Below are 23231 nucleotides of genomic sequence, written 5' to 3'. Positions count from 1 at the left end.
GCATCAGGGATCGTCGCTGCCCGGCGCCTCGTGCGAGCGCTCTTCGACCTGCTGCACATGTGCGCGCAGCAGTCGGCGGAAGTCGTCCTCCAGCTGCGCCGTCCGCGCAGAGGTCGGGTCCTGGCGCTTGGCGGCGAACCATGCCTCGCGGGCGGCGCGGATGTCCTGGTTGTCGATGTCGATCCAGTCTTCCTCGCCCATCAGATCACGGTCCGCCTCGACCGCCGGACTCGCAGCCCGCGATCCTCGGGTTCGCCCGAACGTGTGATGGGTGCACCGGCGGGTCCGGGACGAAGGATCGCGGGGTGCGCCGACCACTGTCGCTATGGGCCGATCGGGCGAATTCGCCCGATCGGCCCATGGTCAGGGGAAGCGAACGCGCGCGTAGCGAGCGTCAGAGCTAGCGTCGAGAGCGAGGTGGTCGACGACGACGGGGGAGCGACGACATGGCAACCGATGAATCCGACGACCGTGACGTCCTCCTGACGCCCGCCCAGGTCGCCGACCTGTTCGGGGTCGACCCGAAGACGGTCACGCGCTGGGCCCGCGCCGGCCGTCTCTCGACGATACGGACGCTCGGCGGCCATCGCCGCTACCACCTGGCCGAGGTCGAAGCGCTGCGGGATGTCCCGACCCAGTCGCAACGCGACTAGGACTGCTCGCCGCCGAGCTCGTCGGGCTCGAGTCCCGCCTGCCGTGCTGGACCCGCAGCCGGGGCACGATCCGCGACTTCCTGGTTCGCTCCCCGCACGAGGTCCTGCCGCGCGAGGCGACCACCGTCTCGCCGTGAGCCTCAGCGGACCGACCTCGCGGCTCCGGCGACGTGACCGGGCGGCACAGGAGGCACGGAGGGCACAGCGGGACGCTGGTCGGTCACGACGACGGCCCAGCGCCCGGACCTGAGCGTCAGCCAGCACCAGCTGCCCGCACCCGCCTCGACGCACCTGCCCGGCTCGATCGCCGCGACGAGCCCGCGGACCACGTCGCCCCGCGTGACGACGAGCGGGGCGCCAGTCGTCGTCGCGAGCACCGCGTCCTCGAGCACCGCGAGGGGACGCGTCCCCGCGAGGCGGCTGTCGACGACGTGCGGGACCGCCGCCGCCAGCGCCGCCACGTGCGCGGTCTGCCACTCCCCCCGGCCGGCGCCCGACACCACGCGGGCCACGCCGAGCGCCAGGACGGCGGCCGCGAGCCGCTCCGCCTGCGCGACGCCGACCGCGTCGAGGGGGGCGTCGGGAGCCAGGTCGGCCGACACGTCGTCGGCGGCAGGCTCGTCGGGCACGGCCCGGCGGCCCTCGCACGCCAGGAACAGGTGCCGCGAGCGCGCCGTCCTCATGCGATGTCCAGCACTGTGCCCACGACGGTGACGACGACGCCGCCCAGCAGCATTGCCACCGCCCAGCGCGTGCGGCGAGCCGCCAGGACCGATCCGATCACCCACCCGAGCGCACCGAGGAACCCGATGGTGACCGCGATCGTCACGAGCGCCGGGACCGGCAGCAGTCCGCCGACGAGCAGCGGGGTCGACGCCCCGACGAGGCTCGCCAGGCTCGCGACGACCGTCGCGAGCGCCGACTCGCGCACCACGGCACGACCCAGGTTCGTCGCGGCGAGTCGTCCCGGCTGAGTCAGGTTGAGCTGCCGCGAGGAGCGCACGAGGACGGACCTGCGCTCGGCGTAGTCCGCGACGAAGACGGTGAACCCCGCGGTGACGAGGGCCGCCGTCCCGACGCGGAGCGCGAGCGAGACCCCGAGCGCGGCGCCGGCGTCGCGCAGGATCGCGGCCGACGCGAGAGTCAGGGCGTTGAGGATGCCGTCCGTGAGGCCCAGCACGAGGGGCAGCACCGGGACGAGGCGCCACCCGGGGGTGCCGACCACTAACGCATCCTCGGGACGACGTCGATCACCCTGCTGCCGGCCACGACCTCGTCGATGCTGTGCAGGACGGCGCCCGCGCGCTCGATCGCGTGGAACAGGGCGTCGCAGTCGATGTCCGGGCCCTCGACCGTGACCTGCGTGCCCACGGTCTCGATGTCGATCTCGTTGACCGTGATGTTGACGGCGTCGACGCCGTCAACCACCTCGATCGCATGCGCGAGCGTGACCAGGTGCGGGCGGTCGACGACCTTGTCGACGTCCAGGGACAGGCGGCGTACGGGCATGACCTACCTCCACGTGTCGGAGGTAGGGCCCATCAGCGCTGACGCGGTTCGGACGGTCGTCCCGGCGGGGTCCATCGCCGTGGTTCGTCAGTGTAGGGGTCCGCCGCTCCACGGCGGCGGACCCCGCGACCTCACCTCAGGCGCGCCTCGCTCGTCAGTCCGTACGGCAGCTCGGGCGCCGTCGCGGCGATCTCGAGCAGCCGGTTGTACTTCGCGACGCGCTCGCCGCGGGCCGGTGCCCCGCTCTTGAGCTGGCCGGTCCCCGTCGCGACGGTGAGGTCGGCGATGAACGGGTCCGGGGTCTCGCCGGACCGGTGAGAGACCATCTGCGTGTAGCCGGCCTCCCGGCTGATCCGTTGCGCGTCGAGGGTCTCCGTCACGGTCCCGATCTGGTTGAGCTTGATGAGCGACGAGTTGCCGACGCCGCGCCCGATCGCCTCGGTGATGATCGCCGGGTTGGTGACGAAGATGTCGTCGCCGACGAGCTGCAGACGCTCCCCGAGGCGCGCCGTGAGCCGCTCCCAGCCGTCCCAGTCGCCCTCGGCCAGCCCGTCCTCGAGCGACCACACCGGGAAGTCCGCGGCAATCTGCTCGTAGCGGGCGATCATGTCGTCGCTGCTGAGCGTCTCGCCCGCCACGTGGTAGCTCCCGTCGCGGTAGAACTCGCTCGCCGCGGGGTCGAGCGCGATCGCGACACCCGAGGCGCCCGCGGGGTAGCCCGCGTCGCCGATCGCCTGCACGATGAGCCGCAGCACGTCCTCGGGCTGCGCGATGTCGGGCGCGAACCCGCCCTCGTCGCCCAGCCCGGTGGCGTCGCCACGCGTGCGCAGCAGCGAGCGCAGCGCCGCGTAGACCGCCGCTCCCGCACGGACCGCCTCCGGGAAGCTCGGTGCGCCGACCGGCGCGATCATGAACTCTTGGAAGTCGAGGTCGTTGGGGGCGTGCACCCCGCCGTTGAGCACGTTGAGGTGCGGCACGGGCAACCGGGCCTCGACGTCGGCCGGTCGCAGCGACACCCACAGCGGGTCGCCTCCGGCGAACGCCCTGGCCGCGGCCATCGACACACCGACGAGCGCGTTGGCGCCGAGACGCGACTTCGTCGGGGTGCCGTCCAGCTCGATCATCGCGGCGTCGAGGTCCGCGAGCGAGGCCCACGTGCGCGACCGGAGCAGGTCGGCGAGCTCGCCGTCGACGTTCGCGACCGCGTGCATCACGCCTTTGCCGCCGAACCTCTTGTCGTCGCCGTCACGCAGCTCGACGGCCTCGCGCGTGCCGGTCGACGCCCCCGAGGGCACGCCGGCGACGTAGCGCACGCCGTCGCGGTCCGTGAGCGTCACCTGGAGTGTCGGGTTGCCCCGCGAGTCCAGGACCTCCAGAGCGGAGACGTCGGAGAAGGCAACATCGTTGCGGGTCATCATGCGTCCTTCCGTGCGGTGTGCGAATGGGTTCGACGGTTCACGCGGTTGCGACCTTGTGGCTGCGGGTGCGGACGGCGAGCGGGGCGGCGCCCGACGGCGCGCACGCGCTGCACCAGACGCGGCGGCCAGGCAGGACCGTCGCGGAGGGCGAGCCGACGGAGTGGACCTCCTGGCGCGGGACGCCGACGAGCGCGTGCACGACGCAGAGCGCGGCACCGCACGACGAGCACACCGCGGAGGCGGGGGACTCGGTCTGCAGGGAGGTGAGGCAGTCGAAGCAGTTCATGGGATCTTCTTTCCGGGCACGAGCGCGATGGGTCGGGTACGGGGGACCACGAGTCGCCCCGTCGGCCGCCGGGTGGGCGGGACATGGGCTCCGACCGCGCGGAGGTCCGCGCTCGTGTGCCATCCGCAGGCCGCTCATGGGCGCGCTCCTGTCCGTCCTGGACAGGAACCATCAGCCTGGGTGGCGGTTCAGACCCTCGTGGGTCTCGGCGGGATCCATCGCCTGGTCGCGACAGTACGACACGACCCGGCGGACCGCGACCCCATCCGTGGCGAGGCCGTGGCGAGGCCTGCGCGAGGTGGCTCGGGTTGAGCATCGGGCGCGACGGTGCCACCCTGGCGGTGGCGATGGGGCTCGCCGGGAGAAGGTCTCCGAACCGCCGCGACGGCTGATGGCACCTGCTGGAGGAGAGGCCGTCGCCATGCCCGTTCCTGCCCGCGCGGAGCCCGAGACCGACGCAGTTCCGTCCGACGCAGTGCGTTCCGACGCAGTGCCGTCCGGCAGCCTGCTCGACACGACCGCCACACGCCCCCCGCTGGGCGAGGACGCGCTGCACGACCTCGCGATCGACCAGCTGGTCACGCGGCTTGCGACGCAGGTCGGGGACGACCTCGCCGCGGTGCTGACCGTGCCGCTCGCGACGGTCGACGCCGTCCGTCGCCGGCAGGACGTCGCCCGCGCGCTCGACGTGCCCGCGGTGCGCGCGGTCGTCGAGACGTTCGTCGACGCCGTCACGCGCAGCGTCGGGCAGCACGCGGAGGCGCGCAAGGCGTACCCCGTGGAGGCCGACCTGTGGCGGCTGCACGCGGCGACGACGTACCTCGACGCCCTCGTCGCCCTCGCGTCGGACCTGCCGCGCGAGCTGGCCGGCGCGGGCAGTCGGAGCGCGGCGCTCGACGAGGTCGCCCGCGCATGCGCCGAGCGCGTCGACGAGCCCTCCTTCCGCGAGCTGTACGCGCGCGCGACGGCACTCGCCGCCGCGGTCCACGACGTGACGGTCGCCCTGTGGCTGCACGGCGACACCGTGACCGTGGGGCGGTTCGACGACGAGCCCGACGACGTCGCCACCGTGCGCGAGGTGTTCGCACGGTTCGCGGACCACGGCCGCGCGAAGCGTCGGGTCGCTGCCGCACCTCCACGTACGAGCGGACGCCGGATGGACGAGGTGCAGGCGCACGTCCTGGGCATGGCCGCGCGGCTGCACCCGGAGGTGTTCGACGAGGTGCACGCGTTCGCCGCCGTCGGCGACGTCGTCGACGGGTTCGCCGCCCGGTTCGTGCACGACGTGCGGCTCTACCTCGCGTGGCTCGACGTGATCGCACCGCTGCGGGCCGCCGGGCTGCCGGTGTGCCTGCCGCGGGTCCGTGCCGGGCACGTGCACACCGACGCGCGCGAGGTGTACGACGTCGTCCTCGCGACCCGCCTCGTGGACCGCCACGAGGACGTCGTGACGAACGACCTGACCCTCGCGACGACCGAGCGCCTGCTCCTGCTCTCCGGGCCGAACCAGGGCGGCAAGACGACGTTCGCCCGCGCGGTCGGCCAGCTGCACCACCTCGCCGCCGTCGGGCTGCCCGTGCCGGGGCGCCGCGTCGCGCTCGGCCTCGCCGACCAGGTCCTGACGCACTTCGAACGGCCCGAGCGGCTCGGGAACCTGGCGGGCCGACTCGGCGAGGGACTGCACCGCATGAAGGACCTGCTGGGACGCGCGACCGCCGGCTCGGTCGTCGTCCTCAACGAGCCGTTCAGCTCCACGGGGCTGGACGACGCGCGCTTCCTCACGCGCGAGATCCTGGCGCGGGCACGGGCGACCGGCGCCCTCGTCGTGTGCGTCACGTTCGTCGACGACGTCGCAGGACCCGACGGCTCGACGGTCTCCATGGTCGCCGAGGTCGATCCCGACGACGCCGCGGTGCGCACGTTCCACGTGACACGCCGCCCGCCCGACGGCCTCGCGTACGCGCGAGCGCTCGCACGCAGGCACGGGCTGACCGCCGAGCTCGTCCGGAGCAGGCTGGAGGACCGGTCGTGAAGGTCCGGCTCATGTTCCCCGACCACGACGTCGACGGCGCGACGCCCGAGATGGCCGGTGCCGACGCCACGGCCGCGGACCTCGAGCTCGACACGCTGTGGGACGCGATGGCGCGCGGCGACGCGTTCGTGCGCGGGGTGGTCCGCGCGACGACCCTGCGGCCCGTCCAGGACGTCGCCGTCGTCGAGCACCGGCACGCGGTCCTCGCGGAGTGCCGGCGGGTGCCGGGGCTCCTCGACGAGCTCGAGGAGGTCGCAGAGCGGGCCGTGACAGCGGAACGGCGTGCCTCGTCGTGGGTCTTCGACAGGTCCGCCTCCATGAGCCTCGGTCACGCGGTGACGGTGCTCGACCTGCTGCTGGAGGACCTGCGGGCGCTGCGGGCGGTCGCCGACCGGTACGCCGACGACGTGACGTCACCGGGGTGGACCGCGCTGCTCGCGACCGTCCGCGCCGAGATCGACGACGACTACCTCGAGGTGCTGCGTGCCGAGGTGCGCCACCTGCGCCTCGAGGACGGGGTCGTGCTCAGCGCGCACCTGTCCCCGACGGGGCTCGCCTTGGGCCTCGTCCTGCGCCGCCCGCGGCCCGAGAACCACCACGTCCTGCAGCGCAACCCGCTGCTCCGGCCGACGCACTCGTGGACGGTGCCCGAGCGTGACGAGGGCGGTGCCCGCGCGTTCGGCGAGCTCCGCGACCGCGCGATCCTCGACGTCGCGACGACCGCGTTGCACGCCGCCGAGCACGTCGTCGGCTTCTTCGAGGCGCTCCGCACCGAGCTCGCGTTCTACCGCGGCTGCCTCACACTGACGGCCGCGCTCGAGGCAGCGGGCGCACGGTGGTGCCTCCCGACGACGACCACGCCCGCCGCCGGTGAGCACGAGCTGCGATGCGCCGGGGTCTACGACCCCTGCCTCGTGCTGCGCACGGGCACCGCGGCGGTCGTGAACGACGTCGACCTCCGAGGCCGGCGCCTGCTCGTCGTCAGTGGTGCGAACCACGGCGGCAAGTCGACGCTCCTGCGGGCGCTCGGCGTCGCGCACCTCATGGCCCAGGCGGGGATGCCGGTCGCCGCGGAGCAGTGCACGGTCGCGCTGGTGCGCGACGTCCACACGCACTGGGCGCGCGAGGAGGACGCGGACCTGCGCAGCGGGAAGCTCGACGAGGAGCTGACCCGGCTGTCCGACATCGTCGACCGCGTGCGGCCCGGGTCGATCGTCGTCAGCAACGAGTCGCTGTCGTCCACCACGGAGGACGAGGGGGCTGCGATCGCGCTCGAGGTCGTACGCGCGCTCGTCGACTGCGGCGTCGTCGTGTACCTCGTGACGCACCTGTACGACCTGTCGCGCCCGCTGCACGACGACGCGACGCGGCCCGCGGTCTGCCTGCGCGCGCCACGCCTCTCGTCGACCTCGCGGTACCGGCTCGAGCCCGGTGAGCCGCTGCGGACCAGCTTCGGCCGCGACCTGTACGACGAGGTCTTCGCGACGGCCGCGCCGCCCGGCAGCGCGGGCTAGCCTCGACGGATGGCCCGCACCATCGCGACGACCCGCACCGTCGACCTGACCGAGCTCCTCGACTTCGTCCGCCCGCGCCACCGGCTGCTGCTCGCGACGACGCGCCGCGACGGCCGCCCGCAGGTCTCCCCCGTGAGCGGCGGCGTCGACGACGACGGCCGCATCGTCGTGTCCACGTACCCGGGCCGCGCCAAGACGATCAACGCCGAGCGCGACCCGCGCGTCTCGGTCGTCGTGCTCTCCGACGAGTGGGACGGCCCGTGGGTGCAGGTGGACGGCGACGCCGAGGTCCTGCACATGCCCGAGGCTGAGGACGCGCTCGTCGACTACTACCGGTGCATCGCGGGCGAGCACCCTGACTGGGACGAGTACCGCGCGGCGATGCGCGTGCAGGGCAAGTCCCTGATCCGCGTGACGCCGACACGCTGGGGTCCGGTCGCGACGGGCGGCTTCCCGGCGGACGTCGCGGCACGCCTGGGCGGCTGAGCGGGAGGAGCGACGTCGTCGGCCGTCGTCGGCGCCGCGTCCTGACCTCGCAGGTCAGATCGTCCGCGGCGCCTTCGCGAGGTTCTCGACCAGCTCCTCGCGGTTCTGCCGGACCACGTACGCGGGCCGGTCGCGCTCGACGCGCCACGACTCGCTCAGCGGCGAGACGTCGACGGCGTCGAAGCCCAGCGCGTCGTACAGGCGCGTGACGTGCTCGACCGCCTCCGGGTGGTCGCTCGACGTCGCGAGCGCTCGCCGGTCCGGCGTGCCCGCGGGCGTGCCGTCCGTGGTGATCTGCGGCGCCGCGATGTGGTTGAACGCCTTGACGACCTTCGACGTGGGCAGGTGCTCTTGGAGGAGGCCGGACACGGTCGCCTCGCCGCGGTCGAGCCGCTCGTCGTGCCCGTCGCGCTCGAAGTAGTAGTTGTTCGTGTCGAGGACGATCTTGCCCGCGAGCGGCTCGACGGGGATGTCGCCGATCGCCTTGAACGGGACGGTGACGACGGCGACGTCGGCAGCCTGCGCCGCCTCGTGTGCGGTGGCGGCCCGGGCGCGGGGGCCGAGCTCCGCGACGAGGTCCGCGAGCGTCTGCGGGTCCCGCGAGTTGGCGATGACGACGTCGTCGCCGAGCGAGATGACTGCACGTGCGACCTGGCTGCCGATGTGGCCCGCGCCGATGATTCCGTAGGTGGTCATGCGGTGCTCAATCATCCGGTCCGGCGATCCATTCCGGCCCGCCCGGGCGTCTCACGCGTCGAACGTGACCTCGACGAGCGGGCTGTCCGCGAACCAGTCCTCCGACGTGCGACCGTCGCCGTGCGCCAGCTCGGGGATGCCCGCGAGGATCCCCGTGAGCACCGCGCGCCGCTCGGCCGGGTCGGTCACCGGGCGCGCGTGCGCTGCGAGGTCCGCGGTCGCGGACTCCTTGAGGTGGAACGTGAACGCGGGCTCGTCCACGAGGTTGGCGTACCACGCCCGCGGCCGACCCGGCGTGCCGGTGATGTAGAAGCGCCCGTCGACCCGGTGGAACCAGATCTCGATGCGGCGCGGCTCACCCGAGCGCCTGCCGACCGTCGTGATGTCGATGACCCTGTCGGTGCCAAGAGCCTGCGCTGTGGAGTCGTCCATGGGGGCATGATCGCCCCGGCAGCCGCTGGCGGTACCCCGCGCGGGCGATCCTCTCGCATCGCGGACCCCGCGACGGACGGGGCCACGCCTCGACGCGGCGACGGCTGCGTGAAGCGTTACTTCGCTCAGAGCCACGTAACGCTTCACGTACCGTCGGGCGTCACTCCTCGGGGCCTTCGGCAGGGTCCTCGGAGTGCTCGCGCGCGGTCCGGGTGGCCTCCGGGGTCACCGCTCCCTCGGCGGGCTCGTCGGCGTGCTGGCGGTCGTCCTCGTTCGTCGTCGACATGTCGTCTCCCTTCCACACCCATCGTCCGTCCGAGGGGCGCGGCCGGCATCCCGACGACGCATCAGCTGCGACGCCGGCTCACGCCGAGCGGCGCGACCTCAGCCACCGCCAGAGTGCGGTCACGATGATCGCGCCGACGATCGAGCCGATGATCCCGCTGGGGCGGAAGGCGAGGCCGTCGCCCGCGATCAGACTCGCGAGCAGACCGCCGACGAACGAGCCGACGAGACCGGCGACGATCGCCATCGTCCAGTCGATCTGCTTGTTCTCGCGGCCGAGCACCAGCTGGGCCGCGGCGCCGACCAGCATGCCGAACAGGATGAGACCGATGATGAGCATGGCCAGAGATTAGGGCATCCGAGGCTCGGGCGAGCCCAAGCACGTGTGCAGCGGGTGCGGAGCCGTCGGCCTCCGCGCACGATGGGCAGGAGACCACCGACGACGGAGGTGTGCGATGCCCGGACGAGACCCCGGCCCCAGCGTCAAGGACAAGAAGCTCTACGAGGACCTGCGCGACGAGGGGAACAGCAAGGAGAAGTCGGCGCGCATCGCCAACGCCGCCGCCGCGCGCGGCCGGTCCGCGGTCGGCAAGAAGGGCGGCGAGTCGGGCTCGTACGACGACTGGTCCGTCGCCGACCTTCGCAAGCGAGCGGCCGAGATCGGCATCGAGGGGCGCTCGTCGATGAAGAAGGCGGAGCTCGTGAAGGCACTGCGCAACCACTGACGGGCTTACCCGACCGTCAGCCTAGGCGCGGCGACCAGCGGCGGTAGCCCTCGACGGTCACCACCGCGGTGTCGTCGGCCGCCGCGACGTCCTGCCACAGCAGCAGGAACGTGCCGCGGTGCCGCCGGCGCAGCCAGCGGGCCACGAGGGCGGGCGAGCGCTCGTCGTTGCGCTCGTAGCCGAGGAACGACGTCCCTGTGCGCGGGCTGACCAGAACGCCGTGCAGGCGAGGCCGGGCCAGCGACCCGTCGAGCGGGCCGTCGAGCACCAGCCGCACGTCGACGACGAAGCCGAGCCGGACGCCGTCCGCATCGTGCACGGGCACGTCGAGCAGGTCACTCAGGAGCATGACGACCTCCGGGGATCCTGCCGATCACCCGGTCGCGCAACCAGCGCTCGACCCACAGCACATCGAGCCCTTCGCCGCGCACCCCGAGCCGGACCGTCGTCCCCACCTCGGCGACGAGCCGCCACGGGGTGCGGTGCAGCCTGCTGCGCGGCGGGCGGCCACCGAAGATGCGCGTCGCGAGCACCGGTCCGCTCAGCAGGCCCTGGACCGTGACGTCGGTGCCGACGACGGGCTCGGTGAGCTCGAGGTCGTCGAGGGTCATGACCGGCACGTCGTCGACATCGACCACCTGCCGGTCCAGCAGGTGCAGGCGCGCGTCGAGCACGCGCCCGGCCGGCCGCGGGGGCTCGGGCAGCTCCTCGTCGGGGTCGAAGGGGCGCTCGTCGCGCCGCACGCGTGGGCTCATGCACCCGCTCCCGTCGCGATCATCAGGGGGATCGCCGCGAGCGACGCGACGACGATGATGCCGAGGTAGACCAGCCCCACGGCGTTGGTGGCGCGGCCGTTGACGTGCTCGCCCATGTACTCGCGGTCGTTCGCGACGACGAGGATCGGCAGGTACGTCAGCGGCAGCGCGACCGCGGAGAACACCACCGAGTACTCGGTGACTGCGATGGGGTCGACCTCGGTCAGCAGCACCAGCGTCCCGACGAGCACCGCGACGAGCATCGCGGTGTGGAACCGCGCCGCCTCGGCGGGCCGGTGGTGCTTGCCCCACGACCACCCGAAGAACTGCGCGAGCGTGTACCCGGTGGACAGCGCGGTCTCGAGGGCCGCTCCGAACGTCGCGGCGACGATGCCGAGGATCACCACCGCGAGCGCGAGCTTGCCGCCGGCCAGCGCGACCGGCAGCGTGATCTGCGACAAGGACGTCACGTCGACGTGCCGTGGCATCAGCACCACGGCGGCGCACGCGGCGATCGAGATCGACAGCAGCCCGCCGAGCGGGAAGCCGATGAGCACGTTGGCCCGGGACATGTTCAGGTCCTTGACCGTCCACTTCTCCTCACGCGCGCCGGACGAGAAGAAGAAGACCTCGTACGGCGTCATCGCGGCTCCGAACAGCGCGACGGCGTAGTACCAGTACGTCGGCGCGGCCTCGGTCTGCGGGATCGTCGGCCGGACCGCCTGGTCGAGCAGCTCGCCCCAGTCGGGCCCCAGCAGGAACAGCGCGACCGCGAACACGACGAGCGACATGCCGAGCAGGCCGGTGACGTTCTCGAGCACGGAGAACTTGACCCGCCAGAGCACGAGCCACACCGCGAGGCCCGCGAACGGGATCCACAGCCGTTCCTCGACGCTGCTCGCCAGCTCGAGCGCGAGCGCGATGCCGCCCACCTCGGCCGTGAGCGTGAGCATCGTGACGACGAACGACGCGACGAGGTTCATGCCGCCGACGCGCGGGCCGAGGCGCTCGCGGATGATCTCGAAGGTCGCGCGCCCGCTCACGGCAGCCACCCGGCCCGACATCTGCGCGAACACGCAGATGCCGACGATCCCGACGAGCACCACCCACACGAGCGAGAGCCCGAAGCGTGCCCCGACGACCGCGTTCGTGACCAGGTCACCGATGTCGACGAAGCCGCCGATCGCGGTGAGGATGCCGAGCGCGACGCCGAGGAGCTTCTTCACGAGCCGCTCCCCGCGGCGGCATCCACCGCGTCGGACGCGTCATCGACCCGCTGCGTCGCCACCCCCAGCGCCGACCGGACGTCGGCCACGTCGGTGCCGTCGACGCCGTTCACCCACTCCCGGGCGTCCGCGAGCGCCGTGACGGCCGAGGCCACGGCCTCGACTCCCGCGGCCCGGGCCTTCGACATCTGCGGCGTCGCGGGCTGGTCCCGCGCGAGCGTGCCCTGCGCGCTGCTCGCGTCCTCGATCGCGTCCTGCAGGGTCGTGTCCGCGACCGTCCGGAACGTGCGTCCGTCCGCCAGGAGGTCGACCGTGAGGGTCCCGATCGCGAGGGCCGACGCGGCGCCGTCGAGGGCCGTGCCGAGCACCTCGTCGGAGTGCCGGTCCGCGCCGGCCGGGCCGACGCAGCCCGCGCACAGCGCCACCGCGCACGCTGCCGCGGCGGCTCGGCTCTTCGTCGTCACCGGCACGCGAGCATCCTGACGCGTGCCCGCCCGCTGCGCGCGGCGAGCGATGAGCGGCGAGCGTTGGGCGGTGAGCGTCAGCCGTGCGGACGCAGCAGCACCTTGGTCCAGCCGTCCTCCCGTGCGTCGAACCTCGCGTACGCGTCGGGGGCGTCGTCGAGGCCCAGGTGGTGCGACACGATGAACGACGGCGTCGCGCGGCCCGCGACGATCAGGTCCCGCAGCTGCCGGTTGTAGCGGGCGACGGGCGCCTGGCCCGTGCCCATGTGCTGGCCCTTGGTGAAGAACGTGCCGTAGTCGAAGCCGACGCGGCCCTCTTTCGCGCCCTCCTCGGCCGCACCCGGGTCCTGCGGCACGTACACGCCGACGACGCCGATGCCACCCGTCGCGCGCACCACCTGCACGAGGTTGTCGAGCACCAGCTCGGGGTGCTCGTCGCCCGCGGGGTCGTGCGCCTGGTAGCCGACCGCCTCGACGCCGCAGTCCGTGCCGCGGCCCTGCGTCGCGTCCATGATCTGCTCGACCGGGTCGCCCGCCGAGAAGTCGACGGCCTGCGCACCGATCTTGTCGGCGAGCGCGAGCCGGTCGGCCTGCTGGTCGACGACGAAGACGCGCGCCGCCCCCTGGATCAGGGCCGAGTGCGCGGCCATGAGCCCCACAGGGCCGGCGCCGAACACCGCGACGTCGTCGCCCGGGCTGACGCCCGCGAGCACCGTGCCGTGCCAGCCGGTCGGGAAGATGTCCGACAGCATCGTGAAGTCGTCCTCGTGCTCGGTGCCCTGCGGCAGCTCGAGCAGGTTGGCGTCGGCGAACGGGACCCGCAGGTACTCGGCCTGGCCTCCGGGGTACGGACCCATGTTCGCGTACCCGTAGGCGGCACCCACCATGCCCTCGATCGGGTTGGTGCGCAGGCAGAACGACGTCCAGCCGCTCGTGCAGCTGCGGCACGTCCCGCATGCGACGTTGAACGGCACGCTGACTCGGTCGCCGACCTTGATCCGCGTGACACCGGGACCGACGTCCTCGACGACACCCATGTTCTCGTGACCGAGGACGGTCCCCTCCTCGACGTCCGTCCTGCCCTCGTACATGTGCAGGTCGGAGCCGCAGATGTTGGTGGTCGTGAGCCGGATGACGGCATCGGTGGGGTGCTCGACGCGCGCATCGGGCACGTCCTTGACGACGATCTCGCGGGGGCCTTCGTAGACGACGGCACGCATGTTCTGCTCCTTGCCCGGGGGACTCGGCGGGGCCCTCGTGGGGCCCGCGCCCGTCGTCTCACTCTCACCCCGGACGCCGGGATCGGCGACCGCTCGCGTCAGAACACCGGCTTGCCCCCGGTGACGCCCAGCACGGTCGCGGACACGTACGAGCCCGTGACCTGCGACGCGAGGAACACGAACGCGTGCGCGACCTCCGCAGGCTCGCCGGCGCGGCCGAGCGGCGTGTCCTGGCCGAACGTCTCGAGCTTCTCGGCGGGCTGGGTGGCGGGCTGCAGCGGGGTCCAGATCGGTCCGGGTGCCACCGCGTTGACGCGGATGCCGCGCTCCCCCAGCTCGGACGCGAGGTTGACGGTGATGTTGTTGATCGCGGCCTTCGTCGACGCGTAGTCGACGAGCGACTCGGACGGCTGGTACGCCTGGATCGACGAGCAGTTGACGATCGCCGACCCCTCGCCCAGGTGCTCGAGAGCCTCCTGCGTGACCCACACGAGGGCGTACAGGTTGGTCTTCATCACGCGGTCGAGGTCGTCTGTCGTGACGTCCGCGAACGAGTCCCGGCGAGCCATCTGGAAGCCCGCGTTGTTCACGAGCACGTCCAGGCCCCCGAGCTCGGCGACGGCCGTGCGCACCGAACCGCGCGCCTGGTCCTCGTCGCGCAGGTCCGCCGGGACCAGCACGCACGTGCGGCCCGCGGCGCGCACCCAGCGCGCCGTCTCGTCGGCGTCCTCCTGCTCCTGCTCCAGGTAGCCGATCGCGACGTCGGCCCCCTCCCGCGCGAACGCGATCGCGACCGCGCGGCCGATCCCGGAGTCGCCCCCGGTGATGAACGCCTTGCGGCCGTCGAGGAGCCCGTGCCCGGCGTAGGACTCCTCGCCGTGGTCGGGCTGCGGCCGCATCGGGGCGGTCAGGCCGGGCGGCTCCTGCTGCTGGGCGGGGCGGTCGGGTGTGGTCTGGTCGGGCTGCTGGTCGGGCATCGTCGGCTCCCCTCGGCTCGTGCGACGAGTCCGGCCACGCTAGGCACGCTTCGCCGCACCGGCATCTCGGAGCCCGGTGGCGACCCCGCGGGGTCGCCACCGGTCCAGGTCACGCGCTCGCGACGCCCTGCTTCAGGACGACGGTCGCGCCACCGGCCTCGACGGCCTGGAGCGTCCGCAGCTCGAGGAGGCCCGGCGTGGTCCCGACGAGCCGCGCCGCGTTGGCCAGCGCACGCGTCGCCGCCACCTCGGTGCGTGCACGCTCGAGCGCCACGAGACCCTCGAGCCGCGCGGTGGCGGCGTCGGCCGCGGCTCGGCGCAGCTCGGCCGGCACGACGACGTCGCGCACCGCGAGCCGCTCGAGCACCGCACCCACGCTCGCGACGAACTGCGCCGTCGCTGCGAGCAGCGCGTCGGCCACCTGCACGCGCTGCGCGAGCAGCTCCTCGAGCGTGCGCGCGGCGACCTCGTCACGCAGCGCGACCTGCAGCTCCGCGTACACGAACGCGTCCGGGGTCTGCACGGCCTCGGTCCACGCCCGCGCGTCCGCGACACGCAGCACGCCCGTGAGGCTGACCTTGACCGACAGCCCGTCGGCGGTCAGCACCTCCTGCACCGGCACGGTCAGCACGCGCGGCCGGACGACGACGTGCACGAACCGACGACGCCGACGCGCCAGCCGGAACCTGCCGGGGGCGAGCTCGACCTCGAACCGGCCGTCCTTGTACACCAGGACCTTCTCCCACTCCTGCACGACGATGCGCATCGCTCTCCTCCTCCCGTCGTCCGTCCCCGACCGCCCTTCGGCCGGGTCCACCTCCGTCGCGAGCGCGCGCACCGACCGGCGCGCAGCCCGACGACCGCGGGGGACACCCCGTCGTGCGGGACGTCGCAGACCGCGACCGCCGTGGTGGCCGCACGCCGGCCGGCAGAGATCGGGAATCGAACCCGAGCGCTGTACAGGCGCTGCTCCAGAGGCAGTTGCTCGATGGGCTTCGACGCAGGACCCGCGACGGTCACACCGTCCGGCTGCTCGGCCCGAGCGTGGACGACCGTACGACGAGGCCGTCGGGCGCGTCATCGCATTAATGTCCGCGGCGTCAGCCCTGCGCGCCGACGACCTCGCGGATCAAGCCGGTCGCCTCGGCGTGGTCCTGGACCCGGTGCCCGGCACCGTCGAGCTCCACGTGCCGAGCACCCGCACGGACGAGCGCATCCGCGATCTCGTCGTACATCGTCGCGGATCCACCACGCGCCCGGCGTCGTGCAAGGACTGTCTCATCAGCGCGGGCATGCTTCGAGCATGCTACGGTCATGCCCATGGCCACCCTGCAGGTGAAGAATCTCCCCGACGAGCTGCACACACAGCTGTCCGCACGTGCCCGCAGGCAAGGAGTCACGATGACGGAGTACGTGACCCAGTTGCTGCGCCGCGATCTCGGTCGTCCGTCGATGGATGAGTGGTTGGCGGCTCACCCGCCTGCAGCAGTCCGCCGAACGATCGATGTCGCCGCGGCCCTCGACGACGTACGCGTGGAGTACGCGCCTGACGCACCCATCTCTTCGCCGGCGTGAGGGTCGTCCTCGACGCGAGCGTGGCCGTCCACGCGCTCATCCCTGGCCCGCTCCAGAGGATCGCGCGCGCACGCCTGGCCGGGTCTGAACCCCTCGCTCCTGCACTGATCGACACGGAGGTCCTGTCTGCCGTCGCGCGACTCGAGCGATCCGGAGCCCTGACCAGCGCGGAGGCTTCGGACGCGGTCGACGCGTGGTCCACGTTCCCGTGCGACCGCGTGCATCACGTCGACCTGCTCCGTCACGTCTGGGCGGAGCGCGGCAGGCTCAGGGTCGCGGACGCCTTCTACGTGGCCGTGGCTCGCGCGACCGATGCACCGCTGCTCACGGCCGACCTTCGTCTCGCGTCAGCCGTCGGCGTCGGGGTATCAGTCCTGGTCATCCGCTGACGTCGCCGCTCGCTCTGAGCGTCCCGTCGACGACGACGAGCGGGCCCTCGTCGGGCGTCGGGCGCTCGAAGCCGTCGAGGTAGGCGAGCGCGCGGTCGGGTCGGACCGGGACGTCGTGCGGCCCTTCCCCGGTCCGTCGGGCGAGCCGCGCCAGGACGACCTCGCGCGGGGTGTCGAGGACGTGCACGACCGGCACGATGCCCGCCGGCGCGAGGAGCTCGCGGTAGGCGTCGCGCGAGGCGCGGGACCAGAACGACGAGTCGACGACGACGTCCCGACCCTCCGCGACGAGGGCGAGGAGGGTCGCGTGCAGGTCGGCGTGGACCGCGGCGGCGACCGTCGCCGGGAGCGGGTGGTCGCGATGCCCGAGCTCCCACGCCCGCTCGTCGAACGCGAGCCGGACGTAGCCGTCGCGCTCGAGGCGCGCCGCCGCGGTGGACTTGCCCGCGCCGGCGGGTCCACACATCAGCACGACCGTCACGTCGCCCCTCTCGTCGGGCCGAGCCTAGGTCCGCGGGCGTCCCAGGTCTTGACTTCGGCGAACGATCGGACAACTCTGGGCAAACCCCTAGTGACACGAGTCACTCGGTCGAGCCGGGCGCAACGACGCGCTCCGCCGGCCGCGCACCCTGACGACGGAGTCCCCTATGCACAACGGCGTGCCATCGAACCCGACCCAGCGGCCCACGCGCCGGAGCCGATCGACCCGAGCGACGCGGCGATCCGTCGTCGGGGGTGCGGTGATCGCCGCGATGCTTGCGGTGCTCACGCCGCTGCTCGTCACCACCTCGGCCGGCGCGGTGTCGGTGGGGTCAGGCAGCTACGCCGAGGGCACACCCGCCGGCGGCGCCGTCCCGACCGAGTGCAACGGCACGCCCGTGACGAACCCGCGCGCGCACGTCACCGCGAGCTTCCCCGCCGGTGCGATCCCCACCAACGACTGGTGGACGTCGCTGCTGTGGCGCAAGTTCGACTGCGCGTCGATCTCCGAGAACCTCATGGCGCACCCGCTGTCGTTCCACGCGTACACGAACGGCCTCGGCGTGAGCTACCCGACGACCCCGACGATCTCCGGCACGGCGACCGGCGTGGGCGAGTACCACTACCCGTACGCCGAGGACTTCCGCCTGGGCATCGCAGGCCTGTCGTCGGACGGGAAGGTCGACGGCTACTCCGACTGGACCGTGAGCGAGCTGTGGAGCAGCGGCTCGAACAGCCTGCGCACCACGTTCGGGCACGGCCTGCCGTTCGTCTACGCGACGAAGACCGGCGGCAACGCGACGCTCACCGGCAGCGCCGCCCCCACGGTGTGGAGCAACGCGAACGCCGCGGTCGGCTTCACGCTCAACGGGCACGACTACGCCGCGTTCGGCCCCACGGGCTCCACGTGGACGGTGTCCGGCAGCACGATCAGCTCGGCCCTGAACGGCAGCACGTTCTTCTCGGTGGCTGTGCTCCCGACGACGTCGAGCAGCAGCAACGCCGACCGCGTCGCCGCGCTCAACGCCTACGCGCCGTACGCGCACAACCACGTCACGGGCACCAAGGTCTCGTGGTCGTACGACGAGGCGACGGCGAAGATGACCGCGACGTACGCGTTCACCACGACCGCACGCCAGGGCAGCGGCACGGGCACCGTCTTCGCGCTGTACCCGCACCAGCGCGACCACCTCAGCGGGACGACGCTCAGCGGCTACTCGTACACGTCGCCGAGGGGCCCGATGAAGGTCGTCGTCGGCGCCTCGCAGTTCCAGACCGTCACGCCGTTCAACGGTGTGCTCCCGCAGCTCGCCAACACGGGCTTCGCCGCCGGCTCGGCGGACGCGACCCAGCTCAACGGGTACGTGAACAGCGTCGCGTCCGGGGACCCCTTCGCTGGCTTCGGCGACGACACGTACTGGACCGGCAAGGCCTTCGGCCGCATCGCGCAGGTGGTGCAGATCGCAAACGCCACCGGCAACACGTCCGCGCGCGACAGCCTGCTCGCATCCCTCAAGACGCGGATGACGGACTGGATGACCGCCTCGCCCGGCGAGACGACCCGGTCGTTCTGGTACAACTCCGCGTGGGGCACCCTGATCGGCTACCCGGCCTCCTACGGCTCGGACACCGACCTCAACGACCACCACTTCCACTACGGCTACTACGTGGTCGGCGCCGCGACCCTCGCGGAGTTCGACCCCGCGTGGGCGGCCGACTCCGCATACGGCGGCATGGTCAACACGATGATCAAGGACGCCGCCAACTGGGACCGGAGCGACACCCGATTCCCGTTCCTGCGCGACTTCGACGTCTACGCCGGCCACGACTGGGCATCCGGGCACGGCGCGTTCGGCGCGGGCAACAACCAGGAGTCGTCGTCCGAGGGCATGAACTTCGCCAGCGGGCTCGTCCAGTGGGGTCAGGCCACAGGCAACAAGGCCGTCCGTGACCTCGGCATCTACCTCTACACGACGCAGGCGTCGGCCATCGAGAACTACTGGTTCGACACCGACGACGAGGCGTTCCCCGCCGCGTTCGGCCACTCGACGGTCGGCATGGTGTGGGGCGACGGCGGCGCGTACTCGACGTGGTTCAGCGCCGACCCCGAGATGATCCAGGGCATCAACCTGCTGCCCTCGACGGGCGGCCACCTGTACCTCGGCTACGACCCGGCGTACGTGAAGCGCAACCTCGCCGAGCTCGAACGCAACAACGGCGGGCCGGCCACCGTGTGGCAGGACATCATCTGGGAGTTCCAGGCGCTCGCGGACGCCCCGACGGCGCTCTCGCAGTTCCGCGCGCAGGCCTCGTCGTACACGCCCGAGGAGGGCGAGTCGAGGGCGCACACGTTCTACTGGCTCAAGAACCTCGCGGGCCTCGGGACGGTCGACCGGTCGGTCACGGCGAACACACCGCTGCACGCGGTGTTCGTCAAGGACGGTGTGCGGACCTACCAGGCGGCCAACGTGGGCTCGACGCCGATCACCGTGACGTTCTCGAACGGCGTGACGCTGTCCGTACCGGCCCGCTCGGTGGCCAGCTCGAGCGGCACCGCCCCGACGGACACCACGCCGCCGTCGACGCCGACCGGCCTCGCCGCGTCCGGGACGACGAGCACCTCGACGAAGCTGGCGTGGAACGCGTCCACGGACGACGTCGGCGTGACCGGGTACGAGGTGCTGCGCGGCGGGTCGGTGGTCGGGACGACGACCGGGACCACCTACACCGCGACCGGCCTGTACGCCTCGACGACGTACTCGTTCACGGTCCGGGCGTACGACGCGGCAGGCAACCGGTCCGCCGCGAGCAGCGCGGTCTCGGTCACGACACCCGGCTCCAGCGACACCACGGCACCGAGCGTGCCGACCGGGCTGTCCGCGTCGGGCACCACCTCGTCGTCGACGACGCTCACGTGGAACGCGTCCACCGACGACGTCGGCGTGACCGGGTACGAGGTGCTGCGCGGCGGGTCCGTCGTCGGGACGACGACGGCGCGCACGTACACCGCGACCGGGCTGTCCGCATCGACGACGTACTCGTTCACGGTCCGGGCGTACGACGCGGCAGGCAACCGGTCCGCCGCCAGCAGCGCGGTCTCGGTCACGACGGCCGGCACGACGACCGGTCGCGACGCGACCTCCCGGATCGAGGCCGAGTCGTACGACGGGATGGCCGGCGTCGCGACCGAGAGCACGTCCGACACCGGGGGCGGCCTGGACGTGGGGTGGATCGGCAACGGCGACCACGTGCGGTTCGACTCGGTGAACTTCGGCTCGTCGGCGAAGCGGACGTTCACCGCCCGCGTCGCATCCGGCGCAGCAGGTGGCGTCAGCGGGCTCGTGAACGTCCGGCTCGACAGCCTCACCGGCCCGTCGATCGGCAGCTTCGCGATCGCCAGCACCGGCGGCTGGCAGACGTGGCAGACCGTGCCCGCCAACATCACCGACACCACGGGCACGCACACCGTCTACCTGACGTTCGACTCCGGGCAGCCCGCCGACTTCGTGAACCTCAACTGGTTCACGTTCAGCTGACCGGGAGCTAGGTCGACGCCCGGACGACGACATGGAAGACGTCGTCCGGGCGCTCCGGCTCGTCCGCGCCGTCGAGCGCCGCCAGCACCGACGCGGCGAGGTACGTGGCCTGCGCGTCGATGTTCTGCCAGACGGTCGTGAGCGGCGGCGCGGCGAGGGCTGCGACCGGGACGTCGTCGACCCCGATGACCGCGATGTCGGCGGGGGCGGAAAGGCCCTCGGCGCGCAGCCCGGCGAGCACCGCGAGAGCGACCTCGTCGTTGTACGCCGCGACGGCCGTGACGGGCTCGTCGCCCGCACGCCACTCCTGCACCGCGGCGCTCGCGGAGGTCACGTCCAGCCCGACCGCCCGGACGGCAGGCGCGGGCAGACCCAGACGCTCGCACGCCGCCGCCGCACCCGCGGCACGCCGGTCGGCGAACTCCGCCAGCCGCTCGTCGCTCGGCGCCGCGTACGCCAGCACCCGGTGCCCCCGCGCCGCGAGGTGCTCCACCTGCAGGCGACCGATCTCGCGCTGCGGGACGGAGAACGTGCCGGGCTCCGGGTCGGCGTCGAGCGTGCTGCCGACCACCTGGATGCCTGCCTGCCGCATCGCGTGCGCGTCGTCCGCCGCGAACGGCACCAGGCCCAGCACGGCACGCGGCGTCACGGCCCCCCACAGGTCCGCGAGCCGACGGGGCCCGCGGTCGTGGTGCACGAGCAGGGACAGCCCGCGCTCGGCGAGCTCCGCGGTGAGGTGGTCGAGCAGCGTGTCGATCACCGGCCCGACGGTCCAGTCCGGGAGCACCAGCAGCACGAGGTCGCTGCGCCCCCGGCGCAGGGCGCGCGCGGCCGCGGACGGGGTGTAGCCGAGGCGCTCGGCCGCCTCGCGCACGCGCTGCCGGGTGGCCTCCGGGATCGCGACGCCCGTCTTGCCGTTGAGCACGTAGCTCACCGTGGTGCGGGAGACGCCGCTCTCGCGGGCGACGTCGGCGCTGGTCAGGCGAGCCATCTCGGCCCCGCTTGCCGCAGCCGGGCGCGCGCGGGCGAGTTCGGTGTCATGGCGCCAGCGTGCCGCAGTCGCCCGCCCGCCCGGAAGGGGCGCGCCGACTGCGCACGCGGCCCTCGCCGGCATGGGCGAGACTGCTTTGCAGCCACCCATCCCTGCAAGGAGGAACCCATGCGCGCGACGGTCATCCACGGCGAGCGGGACATCCGCGTCGAGACGGTCCCCGACCCGGAGATCCGGTTCGGCACCGACGCGGTCGTCCGCGTCGTCGCGGCGTGCGTGTGCGGCTCCGATCTGTGGCCGTACCGCGGCGTGACGCCGACGAAGCGACCGCACCGCATCGGGCACGAGTACGTGGGCGTCGTCGAGGAGGTCGGCGACGACGTGCGCGACGTGGCCGTCGGCGACTTCGTCATCGCACCGTTCTACGTGTGCGACGGCACGTGCGTGAACTGCCGCAACGGCGTCAGCACGTCATGCCTGCACGGCGGCTGGTGGGGCAGCCACGACGCCGAGGGCGCCTCGGCGGACGGTGGCCAGGGCGAGCGGGTGCGCGCCCCGTTCGCGGACGGCACGCTCGTCGTCGTCCCCGGCTTCGACCCGGACTCCGAGACCGGGCGCGCCCTCGTGCCGCACCTGCTGACGCTGTCCGACGTGATGTGCACGGGTCACCACGCGGCCGTCGCGGGCGGGGTGCGCGAGGGCTCGACCGTGGCCGTCGTCGGCGACGGAGCGGTGGGCCTGAGCGCGGTCGCCGCCGTGCGCCGGCTCGGCGCCGCACGCATCGTCGCGATGTCGCGCCACGATGACCGGCAGGCGCTCGCGCGCGAGCTCGGAGCCACCGACGTCGTGCCCGAGCGGGGCGACGAGGGCGTGGCGCGGCTCAAGGAGATGTTCGACGGCGTCGGGCCCGACGTGGTGCTCGAGTGCGTCGGGACCAAGGAGTCGATGGACCAGGCGCTGCGATCCGCCCGGCCGGGTGGCCAGGTGGGCTTCGTCGGCGTCCCGAACGGCGGCCCGGAGCTGCCCGTACGGACCATGTTCGACTCCAACGTGGGCGTCCGCGGCGGCGTGGCACCCGTACGCGGGTACATCGAGGACCTGCTGCCCGAGGTGCTGGACGGCTCGCTGCGGCCCGGCATCGTGTTCGACCTCGAGCTGCCGCTCGAGCAGGCCGCCGAGGCGTACGCGGCAATGGACGAGCGGCGCGCGACGAAGGTGCTGCTGCGGCCGTAGTGCCGAGGACGGCCCGCCTCGCGTCAGGCGGCTCGGTCCATGTGGACCGCGCGTGCCGTCCAGGTCGGCTCGGCGAGCGGCCGGGTCGCCGTCGGGGCGTCGTGCCCGACGAGAGCCGCCACGTCGGCGGCTGTGCGGCGCGCGTCGGCGTCACGCTCGTCGGCCGCCACCGCGCCGGCGGACCGGCGGGCGAAGGGGTCCCACCGCGTCGTGCGCAGCGCGAGCACGACGAACGGCGAGGCGATCACGAGGGCTGCGATGACAGTCACGATGGTGTCCATGCGGCCACTCTCGTCGGGCCGCACGACGCCGACGAGTGGCAGCCACGACGTTGACCGTCAACATCCTG

General features: G+C 72.9%; 30 protein-coding genes and 2 riboswitches. Of the genes, 9 read left to right on the top strand and 21 right to left on the bottom strand.

What is annotated here, in order from left to right:
* Positions 1–3 precede the first annotated feature (3 nt).
* Positions 4–201, bottom strand: a complete 198-nt coding sequence (locus AW16_RS0103805) for a hypothetical protein (RefSeq protein ID WP_029288349.1) — start codon at positions 199–201, stop codon at positions 4–6.
* A gap of 245 nt (positions 202–446) precedes the next feature.
* Here AW16_RS0103805 and AW16_RS0103800 point away from each other — a divergent pair, with 245 nt between their 5' ends.
* Positions 447–653 (top strand): BldC family transcriptional regulator, encoded by a 207-nt coding sequence (locus tag AW16_RS0103800; RefSeq protein WP_029288347.1) that lies wholly within the window; start codon positions 447–449, stop codon positions 651–653.
* A 140-nt stretch (positions 654–793) separates the two neighbouring features.
* On the opposite strand, the gene AW16_RS0103795 is transcribed toward AW16_RS0103800, so the two are convergent.
* The 5 genes from AW16_RS0103795 to AW16_RS0103775 all read right to left on the bottom strand — a co-directional run bounded on the left by AW16_RS0103795 (position 794) and on the right by AW16_RS0103775 (position 3866).
* On the bottom strand, positions 794–1336 hold the full coding sequence (locus AW16_RS0103795) for a histidine phosphatase family protein (RefSeq protein ID WP_029288345.1): 543 nt from the start codon (positions 1334–1336) through the stop codon (positions 794–796).
* On the bottom strand, positions 1333–1878 hold the full coding sequence (locus tag AW16_RS0103790) for a hypothetical protein (protein ID WP_197021553.1): 546 nt from the start codon (positions 1876–1878) through the stop codon (positions 1333–1335). The genes AW16_RS0103795 and AW16_RS0103790 overlap by 4 nt, the downstream gene beginning before the upstream one ends.
* The gene (locus AW16_RS0103785) at positions 1878–2162 is read right to left on the bottom strand and encodes a DUF211 domain-containing protein (protein ID WP_029288342.1); all 285 of its coding nucleotides are present in this window, start codon (positions 2160–2162) and stop codon (positions 1878–1880) included. The genes AW16_RS0103790 and AW16_RS0103785 overlap by 1 nt, the downstream gene beginning before the upstream one ends.
* Positions 2163–2293: 131 nt before the next feature.
* Entirely contained in the window at positions 2294–3577 is a 1284-nt protein-coding gene (eno, locus tag AW16_RS0103780; RefSeq protein WP_029288340.1) for a phosphopyruvate hydratase, read from the bottom strand.
* A 40-nt stretch (positions 3578–3617) separates the two neighbouring features.
* On the bottom strand, positions 3618–3866 hold the full coding sequence (locus AW16_RS0103775; RefSeq protein WP_197021551.1) for a hypothetical protein: 249 nt from the start codon (positions 3864–3866) through the stop codon (positions 3618–3620).
* A 155-nt stretch (positions 3867–4021) separates the two neighbouring features.
* Positions 4022–4098, bottom strand: a riboswitch (Fluoride riboswitch).
* Positions 4099–4200: 102 nt separating this feature from the next.
* A riboswitch (Fluoride riboswitch) is annotated at positions 4201–4274 on the top strand.
* Between the two features lie 13 nt (positions 4275–4287).
* Here AW16_RS0103775 and AW16_RS16810 point away from each other — a divergent pair.
* From AW16_RS16810 to AW16_RS0103760, 3 genes are read left to right on the top strand one after another with little or no spacing between them, the layout of a single operon-like run.
* Positions 4288–5898, top strand: a complete 1611-nt coding sequence (locus AW16_RS16810) for a hypothetical protein (protein WP_156044042.1) — start codon at positions 4288–4290, stop codon at positions 5896–5898.
* The gene (locus AW16_RS0103765) at positions 5895–7412 is read left to right on the top strand and encodes a hypothetical protein (RefSeq protein ID WP_029288335.1); all 1518 of its coding nucleotides are present in this window, start codon (positions 5895–5897) and stop codon (positions 7410–7412) included. The genes AW16_RS16810 and AW16_RS0103765 overlap by 4 nt, the downstream gene beginning before the upstream one ends.
* A gap of 9 nt (positions 7413–7421) precedes the next feature.
* Entirely contained in the window at positions 7422–7898 is a 477-nt protein-coding gene (locus AW16_RS0103760; protein WP_029288333.1) for a PPOX class F420-dependent oxidoreductase, read from the top strand.
* Positions 7899–7952: 54 nt separating this feature from the next.
* Here AW16_RS0103760 and AW16_RS0103755 read toward each other — a convergent pair whose 3' ends face one another.
* The 4 genes from AW16_RS0103755 to AW16_RS0103740 all read right to left on the bottom strand — a co-directional run bounded on the left by AW16_RS0103755 (position 7953) and on the right by AW16_RS0103740 (position 9651).
* Positions 7953–8609, bottom strand: a complete 657-nt coding sequence (locus AW16_RS0103755) for an NADPH-dependent F420 reductase (RefSeq protein ID WP_255347049.1) — start codon at positions 8607–8609, stop codon at positions 7953–7955.
* Between the two features lie 36 nt (positions 8610–8645).
* On the bottom strand, positions 8646–9026 hold the full coding sequence (locus tag AW16_RS0103750) for a nitroreductase/quinone reductase family protein (RefSeq protein WP_029288329.1): 381 nt from the start codon (positions 9024–9026) through the stop codon (positions 8646–8648).
* A gap of 160 nt (positions 9027–9186) precedes the next feature.
* Entirely contained in the window at positions 9187–9312 is a 126-nt protein-coding gene (locus AW16_RS18875) for a hypothetical protein (protein WP_255347048.1), read from the bottom strand.
* A gap of 78 nt (positions 9313–9390) precedes the next feature.
* The gene (locus AW16_RS0103740; protein WP_029288327.1) at positions 9391–9651 is read right to left on the bottom strand and encodes a GlsB/YeaQ/YmgE family stress response membrane protein; all 261 of its coding nucleotides are present in this window, start codon (positions 9649–9651) and stop codon (positions 9391–9393) included.
* A gap of 115 nt (positions 9652–9766) precedes the next feature.
* On the opposite strand from AW16_RS0103740, the gene AW16_RS0103735 reads away from it, so the two are divergent.
* Positions 9767–10036 (top strand): Rho termination factor N-terminal domain-containing protein, encoded by a 270-nt coding sequence (locus tag AW16_RS0103735; RefSeq protein WP_029288326.1) that lies wholly within the window; start codon positions 9767–9769, stop codon positions 10034–10036.
* A 16-nt stretch (positions 10037–10052) separates the two neighbouring features.
* Here AW16_RS0103735 and AW16_RS0103730 read toward each other — a convergent pair whose 3' ends face one another.
* The 8 genes from AW16_RS0103730 to AW16_RS18870 all read right to left on the bottom strand — a co-directional run bounded on the left by AW16_RS0103730 (position 10053) and on the right by AW16_RS18870 (position 15913).
* Entirely contained in the window at positions 10053–10385 is a 333-nt protein-coding gene (locus AW16_RS0103730; protein WP_029288324.1) for a PRC-barrel domain-containing protein, read from the bottom strand.
* Entirely contained in the window at positions 10372–10791 is a 420-nt protein-coding gene (locus AW16_RS0103725; RefSeq protein ID WP_051681656.1) for a hypothetical protein, read from the bottom strand. Before AW16_RS0103725 ends, AW16_RS0103730 begins: the two co-directional genes overlap by 14 nt.
* Positions 10788–12017, bottom strand: a complete 1230-nt coding sequence (locus AW16_RS0103720; protein ID WP_029288322.1) for an Nramp family divalent metal transporter — start codon at positions 12015–12017, stop codon at positions 10788–10790. The genes AW16_RS0103725 and AW16_RS0103720 overlap by 4 nt, the downstream gene beginning before the upstream one ends.
* Positions 12014–12487, bottom strand: coding sequence for a hypothetical protein (locus AW16_RS0103715; RefSeq protein ID WP_029288320.1), 474 nt, complete (start codon positions 12485–12487; stop codon positions 12014–12016). Before AW16_RS0103715 ends, AW16_RS0103720 begins: the two co-directional genes overlap by 4 nt.
* Positions 12488–12558: 71 nt before the next feature.
* Positions 12559–13701, bottom strand: a complete 1143-nt coding sequence (locus AW16_RS0103710; RefSeq protein ID WP_029288319.1) for a glutathione-independent formaldehyde dehydrogenase — start codon at positions 13699–13701, stop codon at positions 12559–12561.
* Between the two features lie 98 nt (positions 13702–13799).
* Positions 13800–14678 (bottom strand): SDR family oxidoreductase, encoded by an 879-nt coding sequence (locus AW16_RS0103705; protein ID WP_029288317.1) that lies wholly within the window; start codon positions 14676–14678, stop codon positions 13800–13802.
* Positions 14679–14787: 109 nt separating this feature from the next.
* Entirely contained in the window at positions 14788–15444 is a 657-nt protein-coding gene (locus AW16_RS0103700) for an SPFH domain-containing protein (RefSeq protein WP_029288315.1), read from the bottom strand.
* Positions 15445–15778: 334 nt separating this feature from the next.
* Positions 15779–15913 carry a hypothetical protein gene (locus AW16_RS18870; protein ID WP_255347047.1) on the bottom strand — a complete coding sequence of 45 codons (135 nt, stop codon included), beginning with the start codon at positions 15911–15913 and terminating at the stop codon, positions 15779–15781.
* An 85-nt stretch (positions 15914–15998) separates the two neighbouring features.
* Here AW16_RS18870 and AW16_RS0103690 point away from each other — a divergent pair, with 85 nt between their 5' ends.
* Both AW16_RS0103690 and AW16_RS0103685 read left to right on the top strand, forming a co-directional pair.
* A complete protein-coding gene (locus AW16_RS0103690) occupies positions 15999–16253 on the top strand; it encodes a hypothetical protein (RefSeq protein WP_029288314.1) in 255 nt (84 codons plus the stop codon).
* Entirely contained in the window at positions 16250–16642 is a 393-nt protein-coding gene (locus AW16_RS0103685) for a type II toxin-antitoxin system VapC family toxin (protein ID WP_029288312.1), read from the top strand. The genes AW16_RS0103690 and AW16_RS0103685 overlap by 4 nt, the downstream gene beginning before the upstream one ends.
* Here the strand turns inward: AW16_RS0103685 and AW16_RS0103680 are convergent.
* Complete coding sequence (locus AW16_RS0103680; protein ID WP_231495942.1) at positions 16632–17123, bottom strand: ATP-binding protein; 492 nt, start codon at positions 17121–17123, stop codon at positions 16632–16634. The two genes, AW16_RS0103685 and AW16_RS0103680, sit on opposite strands and share 11 nt — an antisense overlap.
* Before the next feature lie 259 nt (positions 17124–17382).
* On the opposite strand from AW16_RS0103680, the gene AW16_RS0103675 reads away from it, so the two are divergent.
* On the top strand, positions 17383–20658 hold the full coding sequence (locus AW16_RS0103675) for a glycosyl hydrolase (RefSeq protein WP_231495941.1): 3276 nt from the start codon (positions 17383–17385) through the stop codon (positions 20656–20658).
* A gap of 7 nt (positions 20659–20665) precedes the next feature.
* Here AW16_RS0103675 and AW16_RS0103670 read toward each other — a convergent pair whose 3' ends face one another.
* Positions 20666–21649 carry a LacI family DNA-binding transcriptional regulator gene (locus tag AW16_RS0103670; RefSeq protein ID WP_029288309.1) on the bottom strand — a complete coding sequence of 328 codons (984 nt, stop codon included), beginning with the start codon at positions 21647–21649 and terminating at the stop codon, positions 20666–20668.
* Between the two features lie 168 nt (positions 21650–21817).
* Between AW16_RS0103670 and AW16_RS0103665 the strand changes: the two genes are divergently transcribed.
* Positions 21818–22882: a zinc-dependent alcohol dehydrogenase family protein gene (locus tag AW16_RS0103665; RefSeq protein WP_029288308.1), complete on the top strand. Its 1065-nt coding sequence runs from the start codon at positions 21818–21820 to the stop codon at positions 22880–22882.
* 23 nt (positions 22883–22905) lie between these two features.
* Here the strand turns inward: AW16_RS0103665 and AW16_RS0103660 are convergent, their stop codons facing one another.
* A complete protein-coding gene (locus AW16_RS0103660; protein WP_029288307.1) occupies positions 22906–23163 on the bottom strand; it encodes a hypothetical protein in 258 nt (85 codons plus the stop codon).
* Positions 23164–23231 lie beyond the last annotated feature (68 nt).

It is taken from the genome of Cellulomonas sp. HZM (genome assembly GCF_000708885.1).
Taxonomy (GTDB): domain Bacteria; phylum Actinomycetota; class Actinomycetes; order Actinomycetales; family Cellulomonadaceae; genus Cellulomonas.
This window is presented reverse-complemented; position numbering and strand designations above follow the sequence as displayed.